Origin of the sequence: Streptomyces griseoruber (genome assembly GCF_001514205.1) — a bacterium.
In the GTDB taxonomy this organism is placed as follows: Bacteria; Actinomycetota; Actinomycetes; order Streptomycetales; family Streptomycetaceae; genus Streptomyces; species Streptomyces griseoruber.
The window spans coordinates 183,385-199,916 of the sequence record NZ_KQ948767.1 but is presented as its reverse complement, the minus strand read 5'-3'; the positions used below and the strand labels follow the sequence as shown (position 1 = coordinate 199,916).

14 protein-coding genes and 4 pseudogenes are annotated in these 16,532 nt (G+C 69.1%); 12 read left to right on the top strand and 6 right to left on the bottom strand.

Going from position 1 to position 16,532, the window contains the following annotated elements:
- The first annotated feature begins 353 nt into the window (after positions 1 to 353).
- Together AQJ64_RS16080 and AQJ64_RS16075 are read left to right on the top strand one after the other, a co-directional pair.
- Positions 354 to 653 (top strand): type II toxin -antitoxin system TacA 1-like antitoxin, encoded by a 300-nt coding sequence (locus tag AQJ64_RS16080; protein ID WP_240512782.1) that lies wholly within the window; start codon positions 354 to 356, stop codon positions 651 to 653.
- Positions 650 to 1,036 (top strand): hypothetical protein, encoded by a 387-nt coding sequence (locus AQJ64_RS16075; protein WP_055636291.1) that lies wholly within the window; start codon positions 650 to 652, stop codon positions 1,034 to 1,036. Before AQJ64_RS16080 ends, AQJ64_RS16075 begins: the two co-directional genes overlap by 4 nt.
- Positions 1,037 to 1,110: 74 nt before the next feature.
- Here AQJ64_RS16075 and AQJ64_RS16070 read toward each other — a convergent pair whose 3' ends face one another.
- Positions 1,111 to 2,100, bottom strand: a complete 990-nt coding sequence (locus AQJ64_RS16070; RefSeq protein WP_055636290.1) for a helix-turn-helix transcriptional regulator — start codon at positions 2,098 to 2,100, stop codon at positions 1,111 to 1,113.
- A gap of 93 nt (positions 2,101 to 2,193) precedes the next feature.
- Here AQJ64_RS16070 and AQJ64_RS16065 point away from each other — a divergent pair, with 93 nt between their 5' ends.
- The 9 genes and pseudogenes from AQJ64_RS16065 to AQJ64_RS50775 form a co-directional block, all read left to right on the top strand.
- On the top strand, positions 2,194 to 2,592 hold the full coding sequence (locus AQJ64_RS16065) for a VOC family protein (RefSeq protein WP_055636289.1): 399 nt from the start codon (positions 2,194 to 2,196) through the stop codon (positions 2,590 to 2,592).
- Positions 2,519 to 3,358, top strand: a complete 840-nt coding sequence (locus AQJ64_RS52270) for a helix-turn-helix domain-containing protein (RefSeq protein ID WP_079061703.1) — start codon at positions 2,519 to 2,521, stop codon at positions 3,356 to 3,358. The genes AQJ64_RS16065 and AQJ64_RS52270 overlap by 74 nt, the downstream gene beginning before the upstream one ends.
- Positions 3,359 to 3,596: 238 nt before the next feature.
- The gene (locus AQJ64_RS16060; protein ID WP_055636288.1) at positions 3,597 to 4,001 is read left to right on the top strand and encodes a copper chaperone PCu(A)C; all 405 of its coding nucleotides are present in this window, start codon (positions 3,597 to 3,599) and stop codon (positions 3,999 to 4,001) included.
- Positions 4,002 to 4,090: 89 nt separating this feature from the next.
- A complete protein-coding gene (locus AQJ64_RS16055; RefSeq protein WP_420876552.1) occupies positions 4,091 to 5,077 on the top strand; it encodes a GlxA family transcriptional regulator in 987 nt (328 codons plus the stop codon).
- Between the two features lie 393 nt (positions 5,078 to 5,470).
- Positions 5,471 to 6,544 (top strand): ABC transporter substrate-binding protein, encoded by a 1,074-nt coding sequence (locus tag AQJ64_RS16050; protein ID WP_206189798.1) that lies wholly within the window; start codon positions 5,471 to 5,473, stop codon positions 6,542 to 6,544.
- Complete coding sequence (locus AQJ64_RS16045) at positions 6,525 to 7,601, top strand: FecCD family ABC transporter permease (protein ID WP_055636285.1); 1,077 nt, start codon at positions 6,525 to 6,527, stop codon at positions 7,599 to 7,601. The genes AQJ64_RS16050 and AQJ64_RS16045 overlap by 20 nt, the downstream gene beginning before the upstream one ends.
- Positions 7,601 to 8,452: an ABC transporter ATP-binding protein gene (locus AQJ64_RS16040; RefSeq protein ID WP_063788795.1), complete on the top strand. Its 852-nt coding sequence runs from the start codon at positions 7,601 to 7,603 to the stop codon at positions 8,450 to 8,452. Before AQJ64_RS16045 ends, AQJ64_RS16040 begins: the two co-directional genes overlap by 1 nt.
- Before the next feature lie 87 nt (positions 8,453 to 8,539).
- Positions 8,540 to 9,169: a DJ-1/PfpI family protein gene (locus AQJ64_RS16035; RefSeq protein ID WP_059202731.1), complete on the top strand. Its 630-nt coding sequence runs from the start codon at positions 8,540 to 8,542 to the stop codon at positions 9,167 to 9,169.
- 484 nt (positions 9,170 to 9,653) lie between these two features.
- A pseudogene (locus AQJ64_RS50775) lies at positions 9,654 to 9,822 on the top strand (IS1380 family transposase); the annotation flags it as partial.
- A 396-nt stretch (positions 9,823 to 10,218) separates the two neighbouring features.
- Here AQJ64_RS50775 and AQJ64_RS45780 read toward each other — a convergent pair.
- From AQJ64_RS45780 to AQJ64_RS45760, 5 genes and pseudogenes are all read right to left on the bottom strand, one after another.
- Positions 10,219 to 10,417 (bottom strand): annotated as a pseudogene (locus AQJ64_RS45780) (ISAzo13-like element transposase-related protein); the annotation flags it as partial.
- Between the two features lie 50 nt (positions 10,418 to 10,467).
- Positions 10,468 to 10,983, bottom strand: coding sequence for a GNAT family N-acetyltransferase (locus AQJ64_RS16030; protein ID WP_240512675.1), 516 nt, complete (start codon positions 10,981 to 10,983; stop codon positions 10,468 to 10,470).
- 1,111 nt (positions 10,984 to 12,094) lie between these two features.
- Positions 12,095 to 13,576: a WD40 repeat domain-containing protein gene (locus tag AQJ64_RS48025; RefSeq protein WP_055634685.1), complete on the bottom strand. Its 1,482-nt coding sequence runs from the start codon at positions 13,574 to 13,576 to the stop codon at positions 12,095 to 12,097.
- Between the two features lie 599 nt (positions 13,577 to 14,175).
- The gene (locus tag AQJ64_RS16020; RefSeq protein WP_055634684.1) at positions 14,176 to 15,945 is read right to left on the bottom strand and encodes an RICIN domain-containing protein; all 1,770 of its coding nucleotides are present in this window, start codon (positions 15,943 to 15,945) and stop codon (positions 14,176 to 14,178) included.
- 167 nt (positions 15,946 to 16,112) lie between these two features.
- Positions 16,113 to 16,331: pseudogene (locus tag AQJ64_RS45760) on the bottom strand (carbohydrate ABC transporter permease); the annotation flags it as partial.
- Between AQJ64_RS45760 and AQJ64_RS52265 the strand changes: the two are divergent.
- A pseudogene (locus tag AQJ64_RS52265) lies at positions 16,328 to 16,426 on the top strand (carbohydrate ABC transporter permease); the annotation flags it as partial. The pseudogenes AQJ64_RS45760 and AQJ64_RS52265 overlap by 4 nt on opposite strands.
- Between the last annotated feature and the right edge of the window lie 106 nt (positions 16,427 to 16,532).

Below are 16,532 nucleotides of genomic sequence, written 5' to 3'. Positions count from 1 at the left end.
CTCAGCCTGCCGACGCGCAGAGTCGACAGGCCCACCCACTGCTCGGCTCCGAACGCGACCACAGGCGGCGAGTCCCCTCTCCCGGGACACGGAAACGTCCGGGCAAGGGCTCCCAGCAGGCCCGCGAACCGTGGTCCGGCCATGTCCGCGCCTCACCGCACAAGCTCCGTCACCGCCAAGCCCCACCACCACGATCACGATGGGATGAGCCCTCACCGGGGCCGGACCGGGAAGTCCGTGCGTGGCGTGGTCACCGCAGTTCGACGGAGTACGAGGTGCCGGGGAGGTCCCACCCGTCGGTGCAGGGGTCTGCATCGAGACGGATACGCGATATCACTGATACCGTGGATACCATGTCGGATCCCAAAGCAATGAGTCTGCGCTTTCCGGACCCTGCCCAGCGGGCCGCCATCGCGGCAGCCGCGAAGCAGGCGGGGGTCAGCATGCAGGAGTACATCCTCTCGGCGGCCTACGACCGTGCGACCGCCGTGGAGCAGCGCTTCCTGGAAGGCTTCAAGACATCCATGGCCCGTAGCGGCGCGGCTTTCGCCGCCGAGCCCGGGAGCCTGGACCCCAGGGCCGAGCAGCGTGCGGCCGAGCAGGAGGCGCGTCGGGAACTCGAGCAGCACGAGGAGCGAGGCCACGCCGCGTGACCCAGCCGGAACCGCTCCACCCGCTCGACGTGACCTTCCTGCTGCACGCCGCCGAGTTGCTGGACGGTGATCCGCAGGTCGACGACTACGGACCGCTGTACGCCGCGGTCGCCCGGGTCAATGCCAAGGCGATGGAGCGCGCCATCTACGGCTCCCTGCACCTCAAGGCCGCCGCGCTGCTGCAGACCCTGGCGAAATTGCCGTGCCTGGAGCATTCCAACGACGCCTTCGCCTGGCATGCGACCGAGGCCTACCTGATCCTTAACGCCCGCGGACTCGACTACTCCCCCAAGGCGGCCGTTGCGCTCGTGCGGGACGCGGCCTGCGGAGCGCTCGGCGTCGCCCGCATCGCCCGCCGGCTGCGCGACTGGACCGTCATCTGATCCTGACGTGCAGTACTGATCGCATGATCGCGGGTCTGGACCAGGTGTCATCTCATGACATTGGTTCCTCGTGTTCAGGCTTGGCGGGCATAGGACGCGAGGCGATCGGCGAGCGCGATGACGAGGTCGCGCAGTTCATCGGGGCGCTCGATGACGAACGGCCGGCCGAGTGAGGCGAGTACCGGAGGCAACCAGTCGAGCCGCTCCGCCCGCAGCTCGACGCGCAGCCAGCGCTCGGTCGCCCGGTCCTCGCCTGCCGCCGGCTCGTGCTCCTCCAGGCTCGCGACGCCGACGGGAAGGTGGGCGCGGATCTGCTCGACCGTCCCGTGGATCCGCAAGGTCACCTCATGCTGGTACTCAGCCGTGGCGAAGGCTGACAACACGCGCTGTGCCGGACCGGGACCCGCCGGCGCTTCGAATGAACCGGGCAGGGTTCGCGCGTCCGCGATGCGATCGAGCCGGAAGGTTCGGTCCTCGCCGATCCGGGCGTCCTGCCCCGTGACGTACCACCGGCCCGCGTGGGCGACGACCCCGTACGCGTGCAACGTGCGTTCGCTGCGCCGCCCGTCGCGGTCGGTGTAGCGGATCGAGACCGGTCGGCGGTGGCGCACCGCATCGGCGATGGTCAGCAGGACCTCAGCGTTCGGGGTGTCGAAATCACGGGGCTGATCCGTGAAGGCGACGGCCTCCAGGAGAGTGTCGAGCCTGCGGGCGATGTGCTTGGGCAGCACCCGCCGGATCTTCGCCGATGCCGTCTCGCTCGCCGTGCGCTCCGTCGTCGTCAGCCCTGCTCGGCGGCCGGCGACCAGGCCGAGCAGCACGGCCAGCGCCTCGTCGTCGCTGAGCATGAGCGGAGGCAGGCGGTACCCCGGGGCGAGCCGGTACCCGCCGTAGCGGCCTCGCACCGATTCCACGGGCACGTCGAGGTCGATCAGCTGGTCCACATACCGCCGCACGGTGCGCCCTTCGACGCCCAGCCGGTCGGCCAGTTCGGCCACCGTCCGGGTGCCGCCCGACTGCAGCAACTCCAGGAGTGTCAGCACGCGGGCAGTGGGTCGAGGCATGTGCACAACCTAGCGTGAATACAGGACCGATTCTGTCCACTATTTCTCCTAGCCTGCGCAGTGCACGCCTCCAGCACAGCCAAGGAGATCCCCATGGACTTCGTCTCGATCCGCATCATCACCAGCGACGTAGCGCGCCTCGTCGAGTTCTACGAGCGAGCCACAGGGGCGCGGGCGACGTGGGCCACCGAGGATTTCGCCGAACTCAAGACCGTGGGCGCCACCCTCGCGATCGCCGGCACCCGCACCGTCCCTCTGTTCGCCCCGGGCTCTGCCCGCCCTGCGGACAACCACAGCGTGATCACCGAGTTCCTCGTCGACGACGTGGACCGCGTTCACCAGAACCTGAGCGCCTTCGTCTCCGACTTCGTCACCGAGCCCACGACGATGCCCTGGGGCAACCGGTCGCTGTTGTTCCGTGACCCCGACGGCAACCTCGTCAACTTCTTCACCCCCGTCACCCCAGCGGCCATCGAAAAGTTCGCACGCTGACGCCACGCACCGCCGCTCAAACGGGAGCCCCGAGACCCCAGGGCTCCCGGTGGACGCGGCCGCCCAGTCCGGGAGCGCCACCGGCAGGGCACATCGGAACGCACCCCTGACCCCCGAAGGACGGCTGCGCTTGTGCCTGCGGATCGACGCCGGACCTCCGATCGCGCACGTGGCTGCGGAAGCCGGGATCTCCCGCCGCTGCCTGGCCAAGTGGTACGCCCGCCGACGCGCGCACGGCGAGAACGGACTACTCGACCGCTCCTCCCGCCCCACCACCAGCCCCGCCCGCACCTCCGAGGACATCGCTGACCTGGTGGAGGCGCTGCGGCGGCAGACCAAGCACGGGCCGCCCCGGCTCGCCGCCGACCTCCAGCGGCTGCACGGCATCACACTCGCGCCCGCGACCGTCCACCGCATCCTGGTGAGGCGAGGACCCAACCGGGTGGGCGACCCGGTCCACGTCGACATCAAGAAGCTCGGACGCATCCCACACGGCGGACCCGCTGGAAGATCCGCGACGACATCCACCAGGCCCTCCTCACCCTGGCCTGCGCGCTCGTCTGCCGGCGCCGACCGGTCGCAGTTCAGCGCCGCCACTCGTAGGCGCCCGGCGACGTTCGGAGGACTTCGCTCGGCCACTCCCGCCGCACCAGATGGAGCAGCTTCCGCTGGTCGCCGATCCATCCGTCCTCGAGAGACAGGGGGAGGAACACGGAGACGCTGGAGCGAGCCACGTCCTCAAGTCCGCGGCGTCGGCGGGGCGTGAGGCCGGCTCGAGCGCGACGGCAGGACCGCAGGGGCGATGCCCAGCGGCAAGACCCGGTCGATCCGCGGCCGTCGGGGTTCGGCTCGGGCGGCTTCCTCTCCCCCACCGCTGCCCGCACAGTTTGGCAACCGTGTTCGATCCGGGCTGCGCAGAAGCCCTTCCCCCGCCACCACGTGCGGAACCAGCCAGATCGGCCGGTACCGGGAACCAGACGGGACCGCGCCCCGACCACTGACACATGGAGCAGAAAAGCCTGATGTGTGTGGCGCACAGGAAGCGGAACCCACCGTTCGGCGCCTCCGCCGGCGCGCTGGACCTGCTGGTGGGCTGCACCGCGACCGGCGCGGCAGGCGATCCGCCGCCCAGGATCAGGGCCACCGACGCGCGTGTCGTCGCGGCGCCCGCGGGCTCCGGCTCCACCCGCGTGTCCTTCGCGATCCGCAACACGCGCCCGACGAAGGACACCCTGCTCCACACGGGCGGCGCGGTGCGCATGGCCCCCGGCGGGCCCGGCGTCGTGGTTCTGGATCCGCCGGCGCTGAAAGCCAGCCAGGAGACGTCCCACGACCTGTGGTTCCAGCAGAGCGGGAAGGTCGCCGTCCGGGCGACCGTGGCCGAGGGAGAGGCCCGGCCGGCGAGGTGAGCCACCACCACACCACCCCCCGCCACACGCGAAACCCCAGTAGCCCCGGAGGATTGATGAGCCATTCCCGCAGTGCCGGTATCGCCGAGGTGAGAACCCAATCGATACTCGTCATCCTGTTCGACGGCGTACAGCCCCTCGACGTGGCAGGGCCTGTGGACGTGTTCTCGGCGGCGGCGCGCTTCACCGGAAGCGCGAGCACGCCTCCCTACGTCGTTCGCACGGCTTCGCTCGGCGGCGGGACCGTACGATCCGCCGGTGGTCTTCGGCTCGTTCCCGATCTTGATTTGGCTGATGTCGAGGATCCCGACCTGCTTCTCGTGCCAGGCGGGCCGGGTGCGGGAGACGTCGACAACCGGCTCGTGGCCTGGCTGCGCGAGCGTGCTCCTCGCGTTGGACGTGTGGTGTCGGTGTGCACCGGGGCGTATCTCCTGGCCGAGGCCGGACTGCTCGACGGCCGCCGGGCGACGACTCACTGGGATTCCTGTGACTACCTCGCGAGCAGGTTTCCCCGGATACAGGTCGATCCGGTCCCGATCTTTGTCCGGGACGGCTCGATCTCCACGTCAGCGGGAGTGACGGCTGGGGTGGACCTCGCCATCGCTCTGGTCGAGGAGGACTACGGCCGCGCGGTGGCACACGAGATCGCCCGGCTCCTGGTGGTCTACTTGCGCCGGCCGGGCAACCAGGCACAGTTCAGCGTGCAGCTTTCGGCGCAGACCGCCCGCTCGGATCCGCTGCGTGAGGTCCAGTACTGGGCCGCCGCCAACCTGGCAGCCGACCTGTCGGTTCCCGCGATGGCGCAGCGCGCCGGCCTGTCCCCCCGTCAATTCGCCCGCGTGTTTGCCGAGCAGGTCGGGATGCCCCCGGGCCGCTATGTGGACCTCATCCGCCTGGAGGCCGCGCAGCGCATGCTGACGGACACCCGCGACGGCGTGGTCCGTATCGCGCGCCACTGCGGATACGGGACGCCGGAGGCGATGCGTCTCGCGTTCGTGCGTGAACTCGACGTCTCGCCCACGGAGTACCGCCGCGCATTCGCGAAGTCGTCGAAGCTCCTCCCTGACCCTCGATAGAAAGACGCCGGCAATCTGCTTCGGAGCCGAGCGCCTGCGATCTGCGGGATGGCAGATTTGTTGGTCTGCATGACATGGACGTCATACAGGGACGCTCTTACGCTTGTGATGCAACAGTTCATCAGAAGTGAGGCACTCATGACCCCGACGTCACGTCGTCTTTTCTGCGCCGCGTCGACGCCTCTGCTTTCGGCCTGGTGAACCCGAGCAGGAGCGAATGTGTCCTGCGCAATGATCGCCGTCACGTGATCGGTTTCCTGATTCCACGACGGCTCTGAGTGCGGGCCGCCGGGGCTCGGCCGTGCCCGGGCCTATGAATGTTGGAAGGTAGAAAGGCAAATGCCCTTGATATCGCTTGGGTCCGTGCGACCGAGCGCGAAACGGTGTGCTGCCGTGTTGCTCGCGGCCACGTTGAGCCTGGCAGTCGCGGGCTGTGGCTCCGGTGACTCGTCGGGATCCGGTTCAGGTGGCGCGGCAGCCACGGAAAAGAGCGCCGCGCCGACCAGCACATCGTATCCGCTGACGATTGACAACTGCGGTCGGAAGGTGACGTTCGACAGGCCGCCCAAGCGTGTACTGATCATGAATGGCGCGTCCGTCGGAGAGGTGGAGACGTACGTCCTTCTCGGTCTGCAGAGTCACATTCTCGCGAATGCGCAACGCGTCGCCATTTCCGATGATCCGAAGATGGTCACCGAGGTCGCAAAGCTGCCGACCGGAGGTGCCGAGTGGAACAAGAATTTCGATGTGCCCGCCGAAAGGGTGCTCGAACTCAAGCCTGACCTCGTGGTGTCGACATGGAGCGGAAGTTTCGACGCGAAGAGCGGATTCGCCACCCGGGAACAACTGGCGGATGCCGGGATAAAATCGTTCGTCAACCCGGTCGACTGCGCGTACGGAGCGACGAACCCGTCAGCCGCGGACCAGGCCGTCTATGACCAGCAGTCCATCGAATCGGCCTACGAATTCATCACGCAGACCGGGGTCATCTTCGACGAGCAGCACAAGGCGGCGGACCTCGTCGCCAAGCTCAAGGACCGGATCACTTCCGTCAGGGAGCGCGTCGAGGGCAAGGTGCGCAAGAAGGTGTTGCTGGTGTATCCCGGTATGGCGATGATGAGCACCAACAACCTGCCTGCCGTGTTTTCCGGCGGTGTCCACGACGACATCATCGAGGCGGCCGGCGGCGAGAACGCCTTCCCGAGCGACCAGCCGAATCCGGAGCTGACCTCGAACCTGAGTGCCGAGGCCCTGGCATCCGCCGACGTCGACGTGCTCGTGATCGGACTGTCCGATCCATCCGAAAAGGGCGAGGTGCAGCAACTCGCCGACCAGCTGTTCCAGCAGTACCCGCAGTGGGAGGCGTCGCAGACCAAGACCTACACCAGCATCTCCGACGGAGCCTTCGTCGGGCCGACGAACGCGTACGCCGTGGAGGCGATCGCCGATGCAGCGCACCCTCGGTAGGCCCGACGCGCTGTCGCGCCGCCCACACCTGGTGGCGGGCCGCGCGACCGTTCTCCTGTATGTGACGCTCGCCGTGGCGCTCATGGCGGCTGTCACCGCCGCGGTCTCCCTGGGAACGGTCACCGTCCCCGCGCGTGACGTATGGCAGGTGATCCTGCGCCACATCTTCGGCGACACCGGCGGTCTGGACCCGCTCCAGAACCAGATCGTCTGGGACCTTCGCCTGCCGCGCGTCCTCGTGGCCGCGGTGGTCGGTGCGAGCCTGAGCGTCATAGGAGTCGGCCTGCAAGCGCTGGTGCGCAATCCGCTCGCGGATCCCTACATGCTGGGGATCACTCCTGGTGCGTCCCTCGGGGCGGTGCTCGTTCTGGCGATCGGCTCCGCGGCGCTGCACGGACTGGGAGTGACCGGCGGCGCCTTCGCCGCGGCGGTGCTCACCATGGCCGCGGTGTTCCTGATCGCCCAGCGCAGCGGCCAACTCACCGACACGCGGCTGATCCTCGCCGGCGTCGCAGTGGGGTATCTCGCCGTCGCTGCCACGAGCTTCGTGCAGTTGCAGACGAACCCGAACCAGCTCGCGGGCATCATGTTCTGGCTCATGGGCAGCCTCGCGGGGGCGGCATGGTCCGACCTTCGCATACCGGCCGTCGCACTCGCCCTGGGCGTCGTCTGGCTGTTCACCCAGGGGCGCGCCCTCAACGCGCTCATGATCGGCGACGACGCGGCGGCCGGGCTCGGAATCGACGTGCACCGCTTCCGGCGTCGACTGCTCGTGGTGACGTCGCTGATGACCGCGACCGTCGTCGTGGTCGCCGGCGGCCTCGGATTCGTCGGACTGATGATCCCCCACATCGCCCGCCTCGTCGTGGGCGCCGAACACCGGCGCGTACTGCCGACGTCCCTGCTCGTCGGGGCGACCTTCCTGGTGCTCGTCGACCTCGCAAGCCGCACGGTCGCCCGGCCCGACGAGTTGCCGGCCGGCATCTTCACCGCCGGTATCGGCGTGCCCGTACTGCTGTGGCTGCTCCAACGCACCGGGCGAGGGGAGGGGTCGTGATGGAGCTGGAGTTCGAAGGCGTCAGCATCGACATCGCCTCGGCCCGGATCGTCTCCGAGGTGTCGTTGCACATCGCACCGGGTGACATGGTCGGACTCGTCGGGCCCAACGGCAGCGGGAAGTCCACACTCCTGCGCAGCGCGTACCGGGTGCTTCGACCGACCGGTGGGGCGGCGCTCATCGGCGGCGAGAGCGTGTGGAACATGTCCGCGCGGGAGGCCGCACGCCGTCGCGCGATCGTCACCCAGCACACCGTGCTCGGTGCCGAGTTCTCCGTCGAAGAGGTGGTCGCCATGGGGCGAACCCCTCGCAAGAGGATGCTCGATCGGGACACCGACGGGGACCGCCGGATCGTCGAGCAGGCACTCGACGACGTACACATGCGCTGGGCGGCTCAGCGATCATTCGCGACGCTCTCCGGCGGCGAACAACAGCGTGTCCTGCTCGCCCGCGCACTCGCGCAGGAAGCCGCGCTGCTGATACTCGACGAGCCGACGAACCACCTCGACGTACGCGCACAGTTCGAGGTCCTCGACCTGCTCCGGCACCTGGGCATGACGACGCTCACCGCACTGCACGACCTCGACCACGCGGTCTCCTACTGCGACCGCGTCGCGGTCATGGCGGAGGGCGAACTCGTGGCGGTGGGGGCCCCGACCGAGGTACTGACGCCCCAGCTCGTGCATGACGTGTTCGGGGTACGTGCGGTGCTCGACACCCACCCGATCACAGGCCGGCCACGCATCACGGTCGCCTCCGCCGCCCACGGCCCGACGACCACCGCAGGCGACGACGCGCGTGCCCCCGCCTCCACGCCCCGTGCTGAGGAACCGCCGGGACATGCGACATGACCCACCTCTTCGAGCACACGCCGCCGGAAGGCGGCGCGAAGGCCGTCGCCGTCCTCGGACCCGAGAACAACTGAAGGAGCCCCCTGTATGCAGGTCGCGATCGCTCTCTATCCCGAGTTCACTGCGCTGGACGTCATCGGACCGTACGACGTCCTGGGCCGCCTCCCGGACACCGAGGTCGTCTTCGTCGCCGAGCATCCCGGCCTTGTCCGCAACGACCTGCGCAGCCTGTCGATCAACGTCGTCGCAGGTCTCGCCGACATGCCGAACCCGGACGTGGTGATCGTCGGTGGAGGCCCGGGCCAGACAGAACAGATGTCCGACGGGAGCCTGCACGACTGGCTGCGAACCGTCGACCGGACCTCTGCGTGGACGACCTCCGTCTGCACGGGGACCTTGATCCTCGCCGCCGCCGGAGTCCTCACAGGCCGTCGGGCGACGACCCACTGGGGCGCGCTCGAACACCTCACCGAGTTCGGTGTGACGCCGACGCACGAGCGGGTCGTCATCGACGGACACTACGCGACCGCGGCAGGCGTCTCGGCGGGCATCGACATGGCGCTGACCCTTGCTGGTCTGATTGCCGGCGACGACGCGGCACAGGCCCTTCAGCTCCTCATCGAGTACGCACCGGAGCCGCCCTACAACTCGGGATCCCCGGACTCCGCTCCGGTGGAGATCGTCGAGAAACTGTTCACGCTGTTCCCGCCCAGCTGACCCCACCGCCCGCCTCCGCCCGCCTCCGCGCCTGGCGAGCGCTACCCGACCACACCCCCATCACATCAGGAACATGCGAGGCCGTGGTCCAGCGGCCAGGGGGTCGGTACCCCCGGCTTCGGCCCGGGAGGCCGACGGGCGGGCTCGGGCACCGCGAGCTGCCGCCCGTTCCGGGCCGGAGCCTGATCGGCGATGTCGTCGTCCAGGCCCGGCTGGAACGCCCGGCCGCGCCATGACGGTGAGACGAGCACTCGACCCTGGCCGCAGCTCTTCCGGGGCGCCCTGTTCGACCTGCCACGAGTCGCGACCCAACCTGTCACCCCGCAGGTCAGCGCTGCAACGAATCCGCATGACGTCGCGCACGCTGCGGGCCTGGCGCTCCGCCCACGACATCTTGCAGAAAGTGCCCCTGAGCTGCAACGATAGGACTTGCTGAGGGTGCTGTACGGGGTAATGGGAGAGGCACTTCCCAGGTGAAGAAGCCGAGACCGTCCGCAAGTGCCGCCTGGACACTGCGGTATCAGCGGCACAGACGCCGTGGCGCAAGCCTGCGGACCGTGCACGATCCGGGCAAGATCCTGCTGGATGTGGCGCCGGCCTGCGTGCCCGGCGGCGACTGGATGGCCGACGTCGGCATGGTACGGGCCGAGCCGGTGCGTTCGTCCCGCAGCGGAGCCGTGGGCCGGATGACAGGGGCTGGGCGGACCGGAGTTCAGCCAGGTTCCGAACAGTGCGTTGAGGGACTCTTCCCTGGAAACCTGGGCTGCCGCCTTCTCGCAGGAGGCCCGGAGTGAACTCGACGAGCTACGCGGTGACCTGCTGATCGAGTGTGATGAGGTGCCGGTCCCGAGCGCGGGCACAGAGCCCGTGTACTCCGCGCAGATGGAGCTCACGGATCGGTTCCTCCGCAGGCCCGGCTCGAAACCCCGCAGAAGACAGATGGCCTCCGCCCCGTCACGCGCTGTGCGTAGAGGCTGCCGAGAAGCTTCAGGATCGCCGGAAGGACTCGCTCCGGACGTGGCCGAAGACCGACACGTCGACTGGATGCACCGCGGAAGGTTGCCGACGGTGCCGGCGGAGACGCGATGGCCCTGGCGGGGTCAGCTCCGACGCCAGGTTTCGGGTCGACTACGTCGTCCAGCGCAGCGGCGGCATCGGATCGCCCCGCTCGTCGGGCTCGACCAACGCCAGCAGCGCGGGCTGCAGTCCCGCATCCAGCTCACTCGTCTTCTTCCGGCCTCCCCGCACCACGACAACGATCCCGAGGCTGGAAGCCACGACGTATTTTCCGGCCTTCCCTACCCAAGAGGACGGCGGTAGCGCAACTTGTTGAGAGAGGCCCCGCCGGTGGTGTCCTCCACGGCTGCTCCGTCCGCGCGCCAGCCAGCGGCTTCGTAGAAGTGCCGGGCGCGTTCATTGTCTTCCAGGACCCACAAGGTGGCTTGTGCGTAGTCGGCCTGTCCGAGAGTCGTCAACGTGGCCAGCATCAACTGCTTCCCGATTCCGGTTCCCCAGACCTCGGGCATCGCGTAGAGCGTGCCGATTTCCGCGACGCCAGGGGTCTCCTGAGATGGGCCGAAGCCTGCGAAGCCGACGATCCCTGCCTCGGTTTCGGCTACGAGCACTCCCGACGATGGCCATCTTGTCTCCTCGATGCGTGCCTTCCACTTGAGCTCTTCGCGGTGTGGGTCCATGGCGTTGAGGTAGTGCTGGGGAACAAGACCGGCAAAGGCCACTTGCCAGGAGCGCACGTAGACACCGGCGACCGCTGATGCGTCATCAGGCCGTGCCCGTCGAGGCTGCATGGCCGCCATTCTGCAAGTCCCTTCAATCCAGGCCAAGTTCTTTTCCCGATGGCGATGCCGAGTGCTCGACAGTCTGCTCCAGTAGTGCCCGTGCGGAGTCCGCGTGGCGCATCGCGGTCTTCTCGTCGAGCCGGCCGTCCGACAGCCGACCGGGGCGACCTCGACTCCCGCGGCGTGACGAAAAAGGAGTTCACGCGGATCCCACTCATGGCGTCGCTGTTCCCCGCAGGGGCCTTACGACAGCCCGGCTCCGGGATCTTCCCTGGCCACGGTCCGCAGCGGCCGGTCTCCTTGGCCGCGAGTTCCCGCCGGTGAGCGAACGGGGGCATCACCTCCCTGACGACTGCGACATCCCGCTCCTTGACGCCTACGGCCGGTACCTGAGAGACGCCGGAGCCGGCGCGGACCGGCCCCGGGACGTGCTGGCGGATACTGGAGCCTGCTCCGACCGCCGACGGCGCGGTCCCCGTGGCCCGCAACGGCGGCAAGACGACGGTAGCCCGTGCCTACCTGGCCGGCCTCGCAGGTGTCTCCCTGTAACCGGGTGTCTCCCTGTACCGGGGCGACCGGATCGCCCGCGTGCACGGGCTGACACGGGCTGAAACGGGCGGCAGCCGATCGGCCCGGTCCCTGCCCCCTCGACGTGCCAGTGACGGCAACCATCGGCTACAGACCCTGGCGCCCCCGGTTCGACCTCACCGAGGCCCCGGCGCTCTGCGGCATCTGGCAACCGCCGCGTTCATCGTCTGCGCCAACCTGACCGGCATGCGCTCGGGCTGCGCCCCGACCCGGCCGACGGCCACAGGGTGCCATGGCCTCCCCTGGGTCGCCGCCATCGGCGCCGTCGTCGCGACCTCCGCGTCCGGAACGGACCGTCCCCGAAGGGGAGCCGCTCTTCGCCAGCCCGGAACGGATCGCCAACCCAGCCTCGGCAGGAGAACCGCCGGCTGCGGAGGGGACGCGGAGATCCTCGAGCGGGCCACGGCCATCTTCACGAAGCGCGGGCAACAACGTGAAGCGCTCGGCTCCCCACCCGCCGGTGACGGCCACAGCAACGTCCCGGGACCGCTCTTCCAGCAGTTGCCTGCGCGCGTTTCCCGGGAGTACGGCAGGCGCGGCGTCAGGGGACGATGGCGGCCGCGTCCCACACGATGAGTGTGTCGCCACGATCCTTGGTCATCAGGTGTTTCCGGTCGGGTGACATGCGGCAGTCGCGTACATCGTCCGTGTGGGCCTCGAGGGTGTTCAGGAGTTCGCCGGTGCGGGTCGACCGGATCTGCACGCGTCGGGCGTCAGGCACGGCCAGCCAGTCCTCGGTGGTGGCGAAACGTGTACGCGTCTGTTCCAGCGTGAAGCGCTCACGAAGGCCGGGCAGTTCCAGGACCCGGAGGCGGTACAGGTCGCCGATGGCGATCCACGAACCGTCCGGGGCCAGACCGAGCCGGTGGATCTCGTGCGGCTGGCGGGGCAGCTCCGCGAGCAGTCGGCCGGAGCGCGGGTCCCAGAGCAGGATCTGACCCCCGCGGCCGCAGGCAGCCAGGGTTGCTCCGTCGGCGGCGAGCGCCAGCTGCGACATCCCCTTCGTTGTGGGCTTCGTTCCCCGGCGTTCGTTGGTGAGCGGGTAGACGAAGCTGCCGGTCGAGGTGTTGTAGGCAACCCACATACCGTCGGGACCGTACACGGACTCACCCACGGCGCCGACCTTGAAGGGGAGCATCTCCTCGCCGCTGACCGCGTCCCAGGCCTGGGCCTTCTCACCCACCGCTCTGGTCATGATGAATGTGCCGTCCGGAGCGACGGCGCAGTGTCGGAGCATGTCGGACGGGCCTCGGATCGTCCTTCGCAGGGCCTGGGTTTCCAGGTCGTACACATGGACGAGCCGGTCGTTTCCGACCGCCACCAGCCATGTGGCGTCCGGCGCCAGAGCGAAGTCGAAGGTGAGCCGAGGCAACTGCAGTACGGCACGGACCGCCGACTGCGGCTGGACCACGAACTGCCCGGCGACGGTGGGCCGCTCCGGTTCTCCGTGGTGGTCAGCATGGGCTCGCGGGAGCGGCATATGGCCCAGGGCCTGCAGCAACTCGGCCTGCTTCCCAGGATCCAGCCGGGAGCCGTGCTCCTCCCCGTTCATGACCTCGTGGATCACCGAAGCGGTGGCCCTGGACTCCGGGGAGTCGACCAGGGCCAGATCGGCCAGCAGGCCCTGCGCGCCGAGCCGCTGGATCTTGGCGATCTGCCAACCTGGGAACGTCACGAGTCGGGCGGCCTGAGCCGGGTCGCAGTACTGCATGTGCCACACCAGATGCCGCCACCAGTACCCGGCGCCGGCGGGCAGAGCCGACCAGGGGTCACCGGGTTTCAGCAGTGCGAGGGCGTTGTCCACGAGCCGTCCGTGCCAGTCGGCCGCCTCGTCCGCCGACCAGCGCGACCTCAGGCGCTCGTGCAGGGCCTCCGGGACCGTCAGCCGCCACCTGCCGTCGTCGGCCTTGGCGGCGTGCACAAGACCCACGCGCTCGAAGTCCTCAAGCAGGAACAGAGTGCGGTGGACGTGGCGCTTCAGTCCGGAGTCCACATCGACCCAGATCTCTTTGACCTCGGTCATGTCCAGTTCGACGCCGGGAGGGACAGCCGCCAGACGCCGGGCGTCGAGGGAATCCGAGCAACTGAGCCCCAGATCCTCCAGTGCCCTGCCGAGGGGGTCATCGCCCCAGTCCTTGTGGCCTGTTACCTGCTCCCAGTGCTCCCTGAGCCGGCGATCGAGCCGACGCCGGCCCCACCGTGTTCTCATCCCCTGCGCCTCCCCCACCCGGACACCCAGTGAAACAGTTCGAACGCCTGTATGCGGGCATTCCCTCCAGGCCGGCGAACGAACTGCGGGCGGGCCCTCAGCCCGGTGCCTCCGCACAAGGGCGGTGCGGTCCGGCGCCTGCCCGGTCGGGCTCTACCTGACACAGCCCCACCTTTGGCAGGCCGCCGCCGGCCGCACGGTCCACTCACCGTCCGGAGGCATGCGACGGCCTGCCGTCCTCGGTGCCGCACTGCCGCGTGCGGCGTCGGCGCTGCTGGTGCGCGAACCCCTTCTCCGCCGCACTCATCGTGCGTGTGCCGGCACCGGGGCGCAGTCACACAGCGGAGCCTTCCTGGCGCGATGGCGGCCCCGCGCCCGCCGTTGGTGGCAGGCGCGGGACCGGTGGTGTTGCCTCAGCGAGAGGTGAGCTTCCACAGGTGGTCGGCGGTTCCGTTGTCGGACCACTGCAGGACCTGGGCTCCCGACGAAGTGCTCATGCTGTCGACGCCCAGCAGCAGACCGCTGTTGTAGTTGGCGATCTTGTAGTAGCCGTCACGGGCCGGTATGGCCTGCCAGAGGTGGTCGGCGGTGCCGTTGTCGCCCCAGATCAGGGCGGTGCCGCCATTGGTGGTGCTCATGTTGTTGATGCCCAGCAGCAGTCCGCTCTTCTGGTTGACGATCTTGTACAGGCCCGATCCCGCGGCGACCAGGGTCCAGTTCTGGTCGGCGCCGGTGGTGGAGGTGGCCTGGACGACCGAGGTGCCCTGGGCGGTGCCCGCGTTCACGGTGTCGAGGGCGAGTCCGCTGTTCTTGTTGGTGATCTGGTAGCGGCCGGCCAGCGTGGTGGAGCTGCCGCTGGGGGTGATCACCAGGTGGTAGCCGTCGGACGCGTTCATCGTGACCGGCACGGTGATGGAGCCGCCGGAGACCGTGTAGTCGGTGTCGGAGAGGGTGATCGGCCCGGGGGAAGCGGTGGTGCGGCCGGTGCTGGGCGAGTACTCCAGCTTGACGTGGACCGTGCTGCCGAAGGCCGACAGGGAGTTCAGGCCGTTGACCGTGACGGCGCAGGAGCCGGTGCAGCCGCCGGCGATGACGCTGATCTGGTTGCCGGCGCCGTTGAGGGAGGCCAGGCCGTCGATGCCGGTCTGCGCGGGAGGCGTGGTGGTGAGCATGTTCCCGGACATGTCGCCGTACCACTTGTACGTCCAGTAGGAACCGTTGGGCGAGCCGCCGGTGTCGGTGAGGGTGTCGCCGAGGGTGCCGTAGTGGTTCCAGAAGGCGAGCTCGGCGTCCCGGATGCCCGCCCGCTCGAACTTGGCCGCGTAGCCGATGAGGGCGCCCGAGTTGCCCATCTCGGCGGGCGTGCCGTACTCCTCGATGTCGATCGGGCGCGGGCTGATGCCCAGGCTCGTCTCCAGCGCGCGGTACGCCGACACGTGGGCGGCGATGTTCTGGCTGCCCTCCAGCTCGTGCCAGGCGATGACGTCGGGGACGGTTCCGCTCGCCTTGGCGTCGGTGAGGAACGAGCTCATCCAGGACTGGTTCCAGACCGAGTAACTCGGCCCCTGGATAGGCGTCGTGGTGTCCTTGGTGCGCACCTCCTTGAACGTACGCGCCCAACCCGCGTTGAAGGCACCGGCGTTGGTGGTGTCCCAGGTCCAGTCGGGCTCGTTCCACAGGGCGTAGGCGCTGATGTTCGTGGCGCTGGAGGACTTCACGGCGGCGACCTGCTGGTCGACCGCGGACAGCCAGTCGCTCCAGCTCACCCACTGGTAGGGGAAGTCCGGGTACCAGTCCGGCATCCGCACGACGACCTTGGCGCCCGCGGCGGCGGCCTTGGCGGCGACGACGAGGGAGTCGCCCGCGGGAGCGGGCTCGCCGTTGGGCACCTGGCTGCCGCCCGGCGCCATCTGGACGAAGGTGTTCGGCTTCAGGGGCTGCACGAGGCTGTCGGCGGGGGTGCTCGTGTTCGCCAGACCGTAGAGGCTGCCCGTGCCGACGTGGGTGACGGACCGCAGGTTCTGCGCGGCGTTGACGACCAAAGTGGTGGCCGAGGTGGGGGTGGCCTGGGCGGACGCGCCGGTCACGACGACGGCGGTGGCGGCCAGGGCGGTGGCCACGGCGGTGGCGCCGACGCGGCCGAGAGGGGCTCTGAAACGGTGACGGTGGCTCAGGTACGACATCAGCGGCTCTCCTGAGGAGGGGACGGGGACTTGCCGAGTGCGGTGCGCAGGCGGCTCGGGGAACGGCCGGCCGGGTTGCCCGGGGTCTTGGACCCCGGTGACGGGTGACAGCCCTGTGCGGAGTGCGAGCGGGCACGGCGGAGCGCGGCCCCGTCCTGCCGGTGGGGGAGGTCGAGGAAGATGCCGTAGAAACCCATCGCCATGACGATGCCGGGGATCATCTGCGCGACCAGCAGGAACAGGCCGAGCGCGCCGCCGCCGAGCGGGCGCAGCTTCGCCAGCGCGAAGCCGGCCGGGGCGGCGAGGAGGAGGGTGAGGGCGACCGTGCCCAGTCCGATGAGCAGACTGGTGCCGAGGTAGGGCATCTGGTCGTGCAGAACGGGCCGACTCCACCATCGCCGTGCCGTTCGGCGTCATGATCTTCACCGCGTTCATGTCGGGCATCCCCGGCGAGACCGCGGCACGCGGCCGCACCAGCGGCGGACTGGGCACCAAGTACCCGCCGTCATGCTGTTCCCGGTGCACTGGATGCTGAACGTGTCCCTCACCCCGCAGCAGGACACGCGCAAGACCCCGCCGGACCCGCG

Bases quoted from the DNA above. Each gene is read 5' to 3' on its own strand.
- AQJ64_RS16080 (WP_240512782.1), top strand. From the start codon at position 354: ATGTCGGATCCCAAAGCAATGAGTCTGCGCTTTCCGGACCCTGCCCAG.
- AQJ64_RS16070 (WP_055636290.1), bottom strand. From the start codon at position 2,100: ATGCCTCGACCCACTGCCCGCGTGCTGACACTCCTGGAGTTGCTGCAG.
- AQJ64_RS16065 (WP_055636289.1), top strand. From the start codon at position 2,194: ATGGACTTCGTCTCGATCCGCATCATCACCAGCGACGTAGCGCGCCTC.
- AQJ64_RS16060 (WP_055636288.1), top strand. From the start codon at position 3,597: ATGGAGCAGAAAAGCCTGATGTGTGTGGCGCACAGGAAGCGGAACCCA.
- AQJ64_RS16045 (WP_055636285.1), top strand. From the start codon at position 6,525: ATGCAGCGCACCCTCGGTAGGCCCGACGCGCTGTCGCGCCGCCCACAC.
- AQJ64_RS16040 (WP_063788795.1), top strand. From the start codon at position 7,601: ATGGAGCTGGAGTTCGAAGGCGTCAGCATCGACATCGCCTCGGCCCGG.
- AQJ64_RS16035 (WP_059202731.1), top strand. From the start codon at position 8,540: ATGCAGGTCGCGATCGCTCTCTATCCCGAGTTCACTGCGCTGGACGTC.
- AQJ64_RS16030 (WP_240512675.1), bottom strand. From the start codon at position 10,983: ATGGCGGCCATGCAGCCTCGACGGGCACGGCCTGATGACGCATCAGCG.
- AQJ64_RS48025 (WP_055634685.1), bottom strand. From the start codon at position 13,576: ATGACCGAGGTCAAAGAGATCTGGGTCGATGTGGACTCCGGACTGAAG.
- AQJ64_RS16020 (WP_055634684.1), bottom strand. From the start codon at position 15,945: ATGTCGTACCTGAGCCACCGTCACCGTTTCAGAGCCCCTCTCGGCCGC.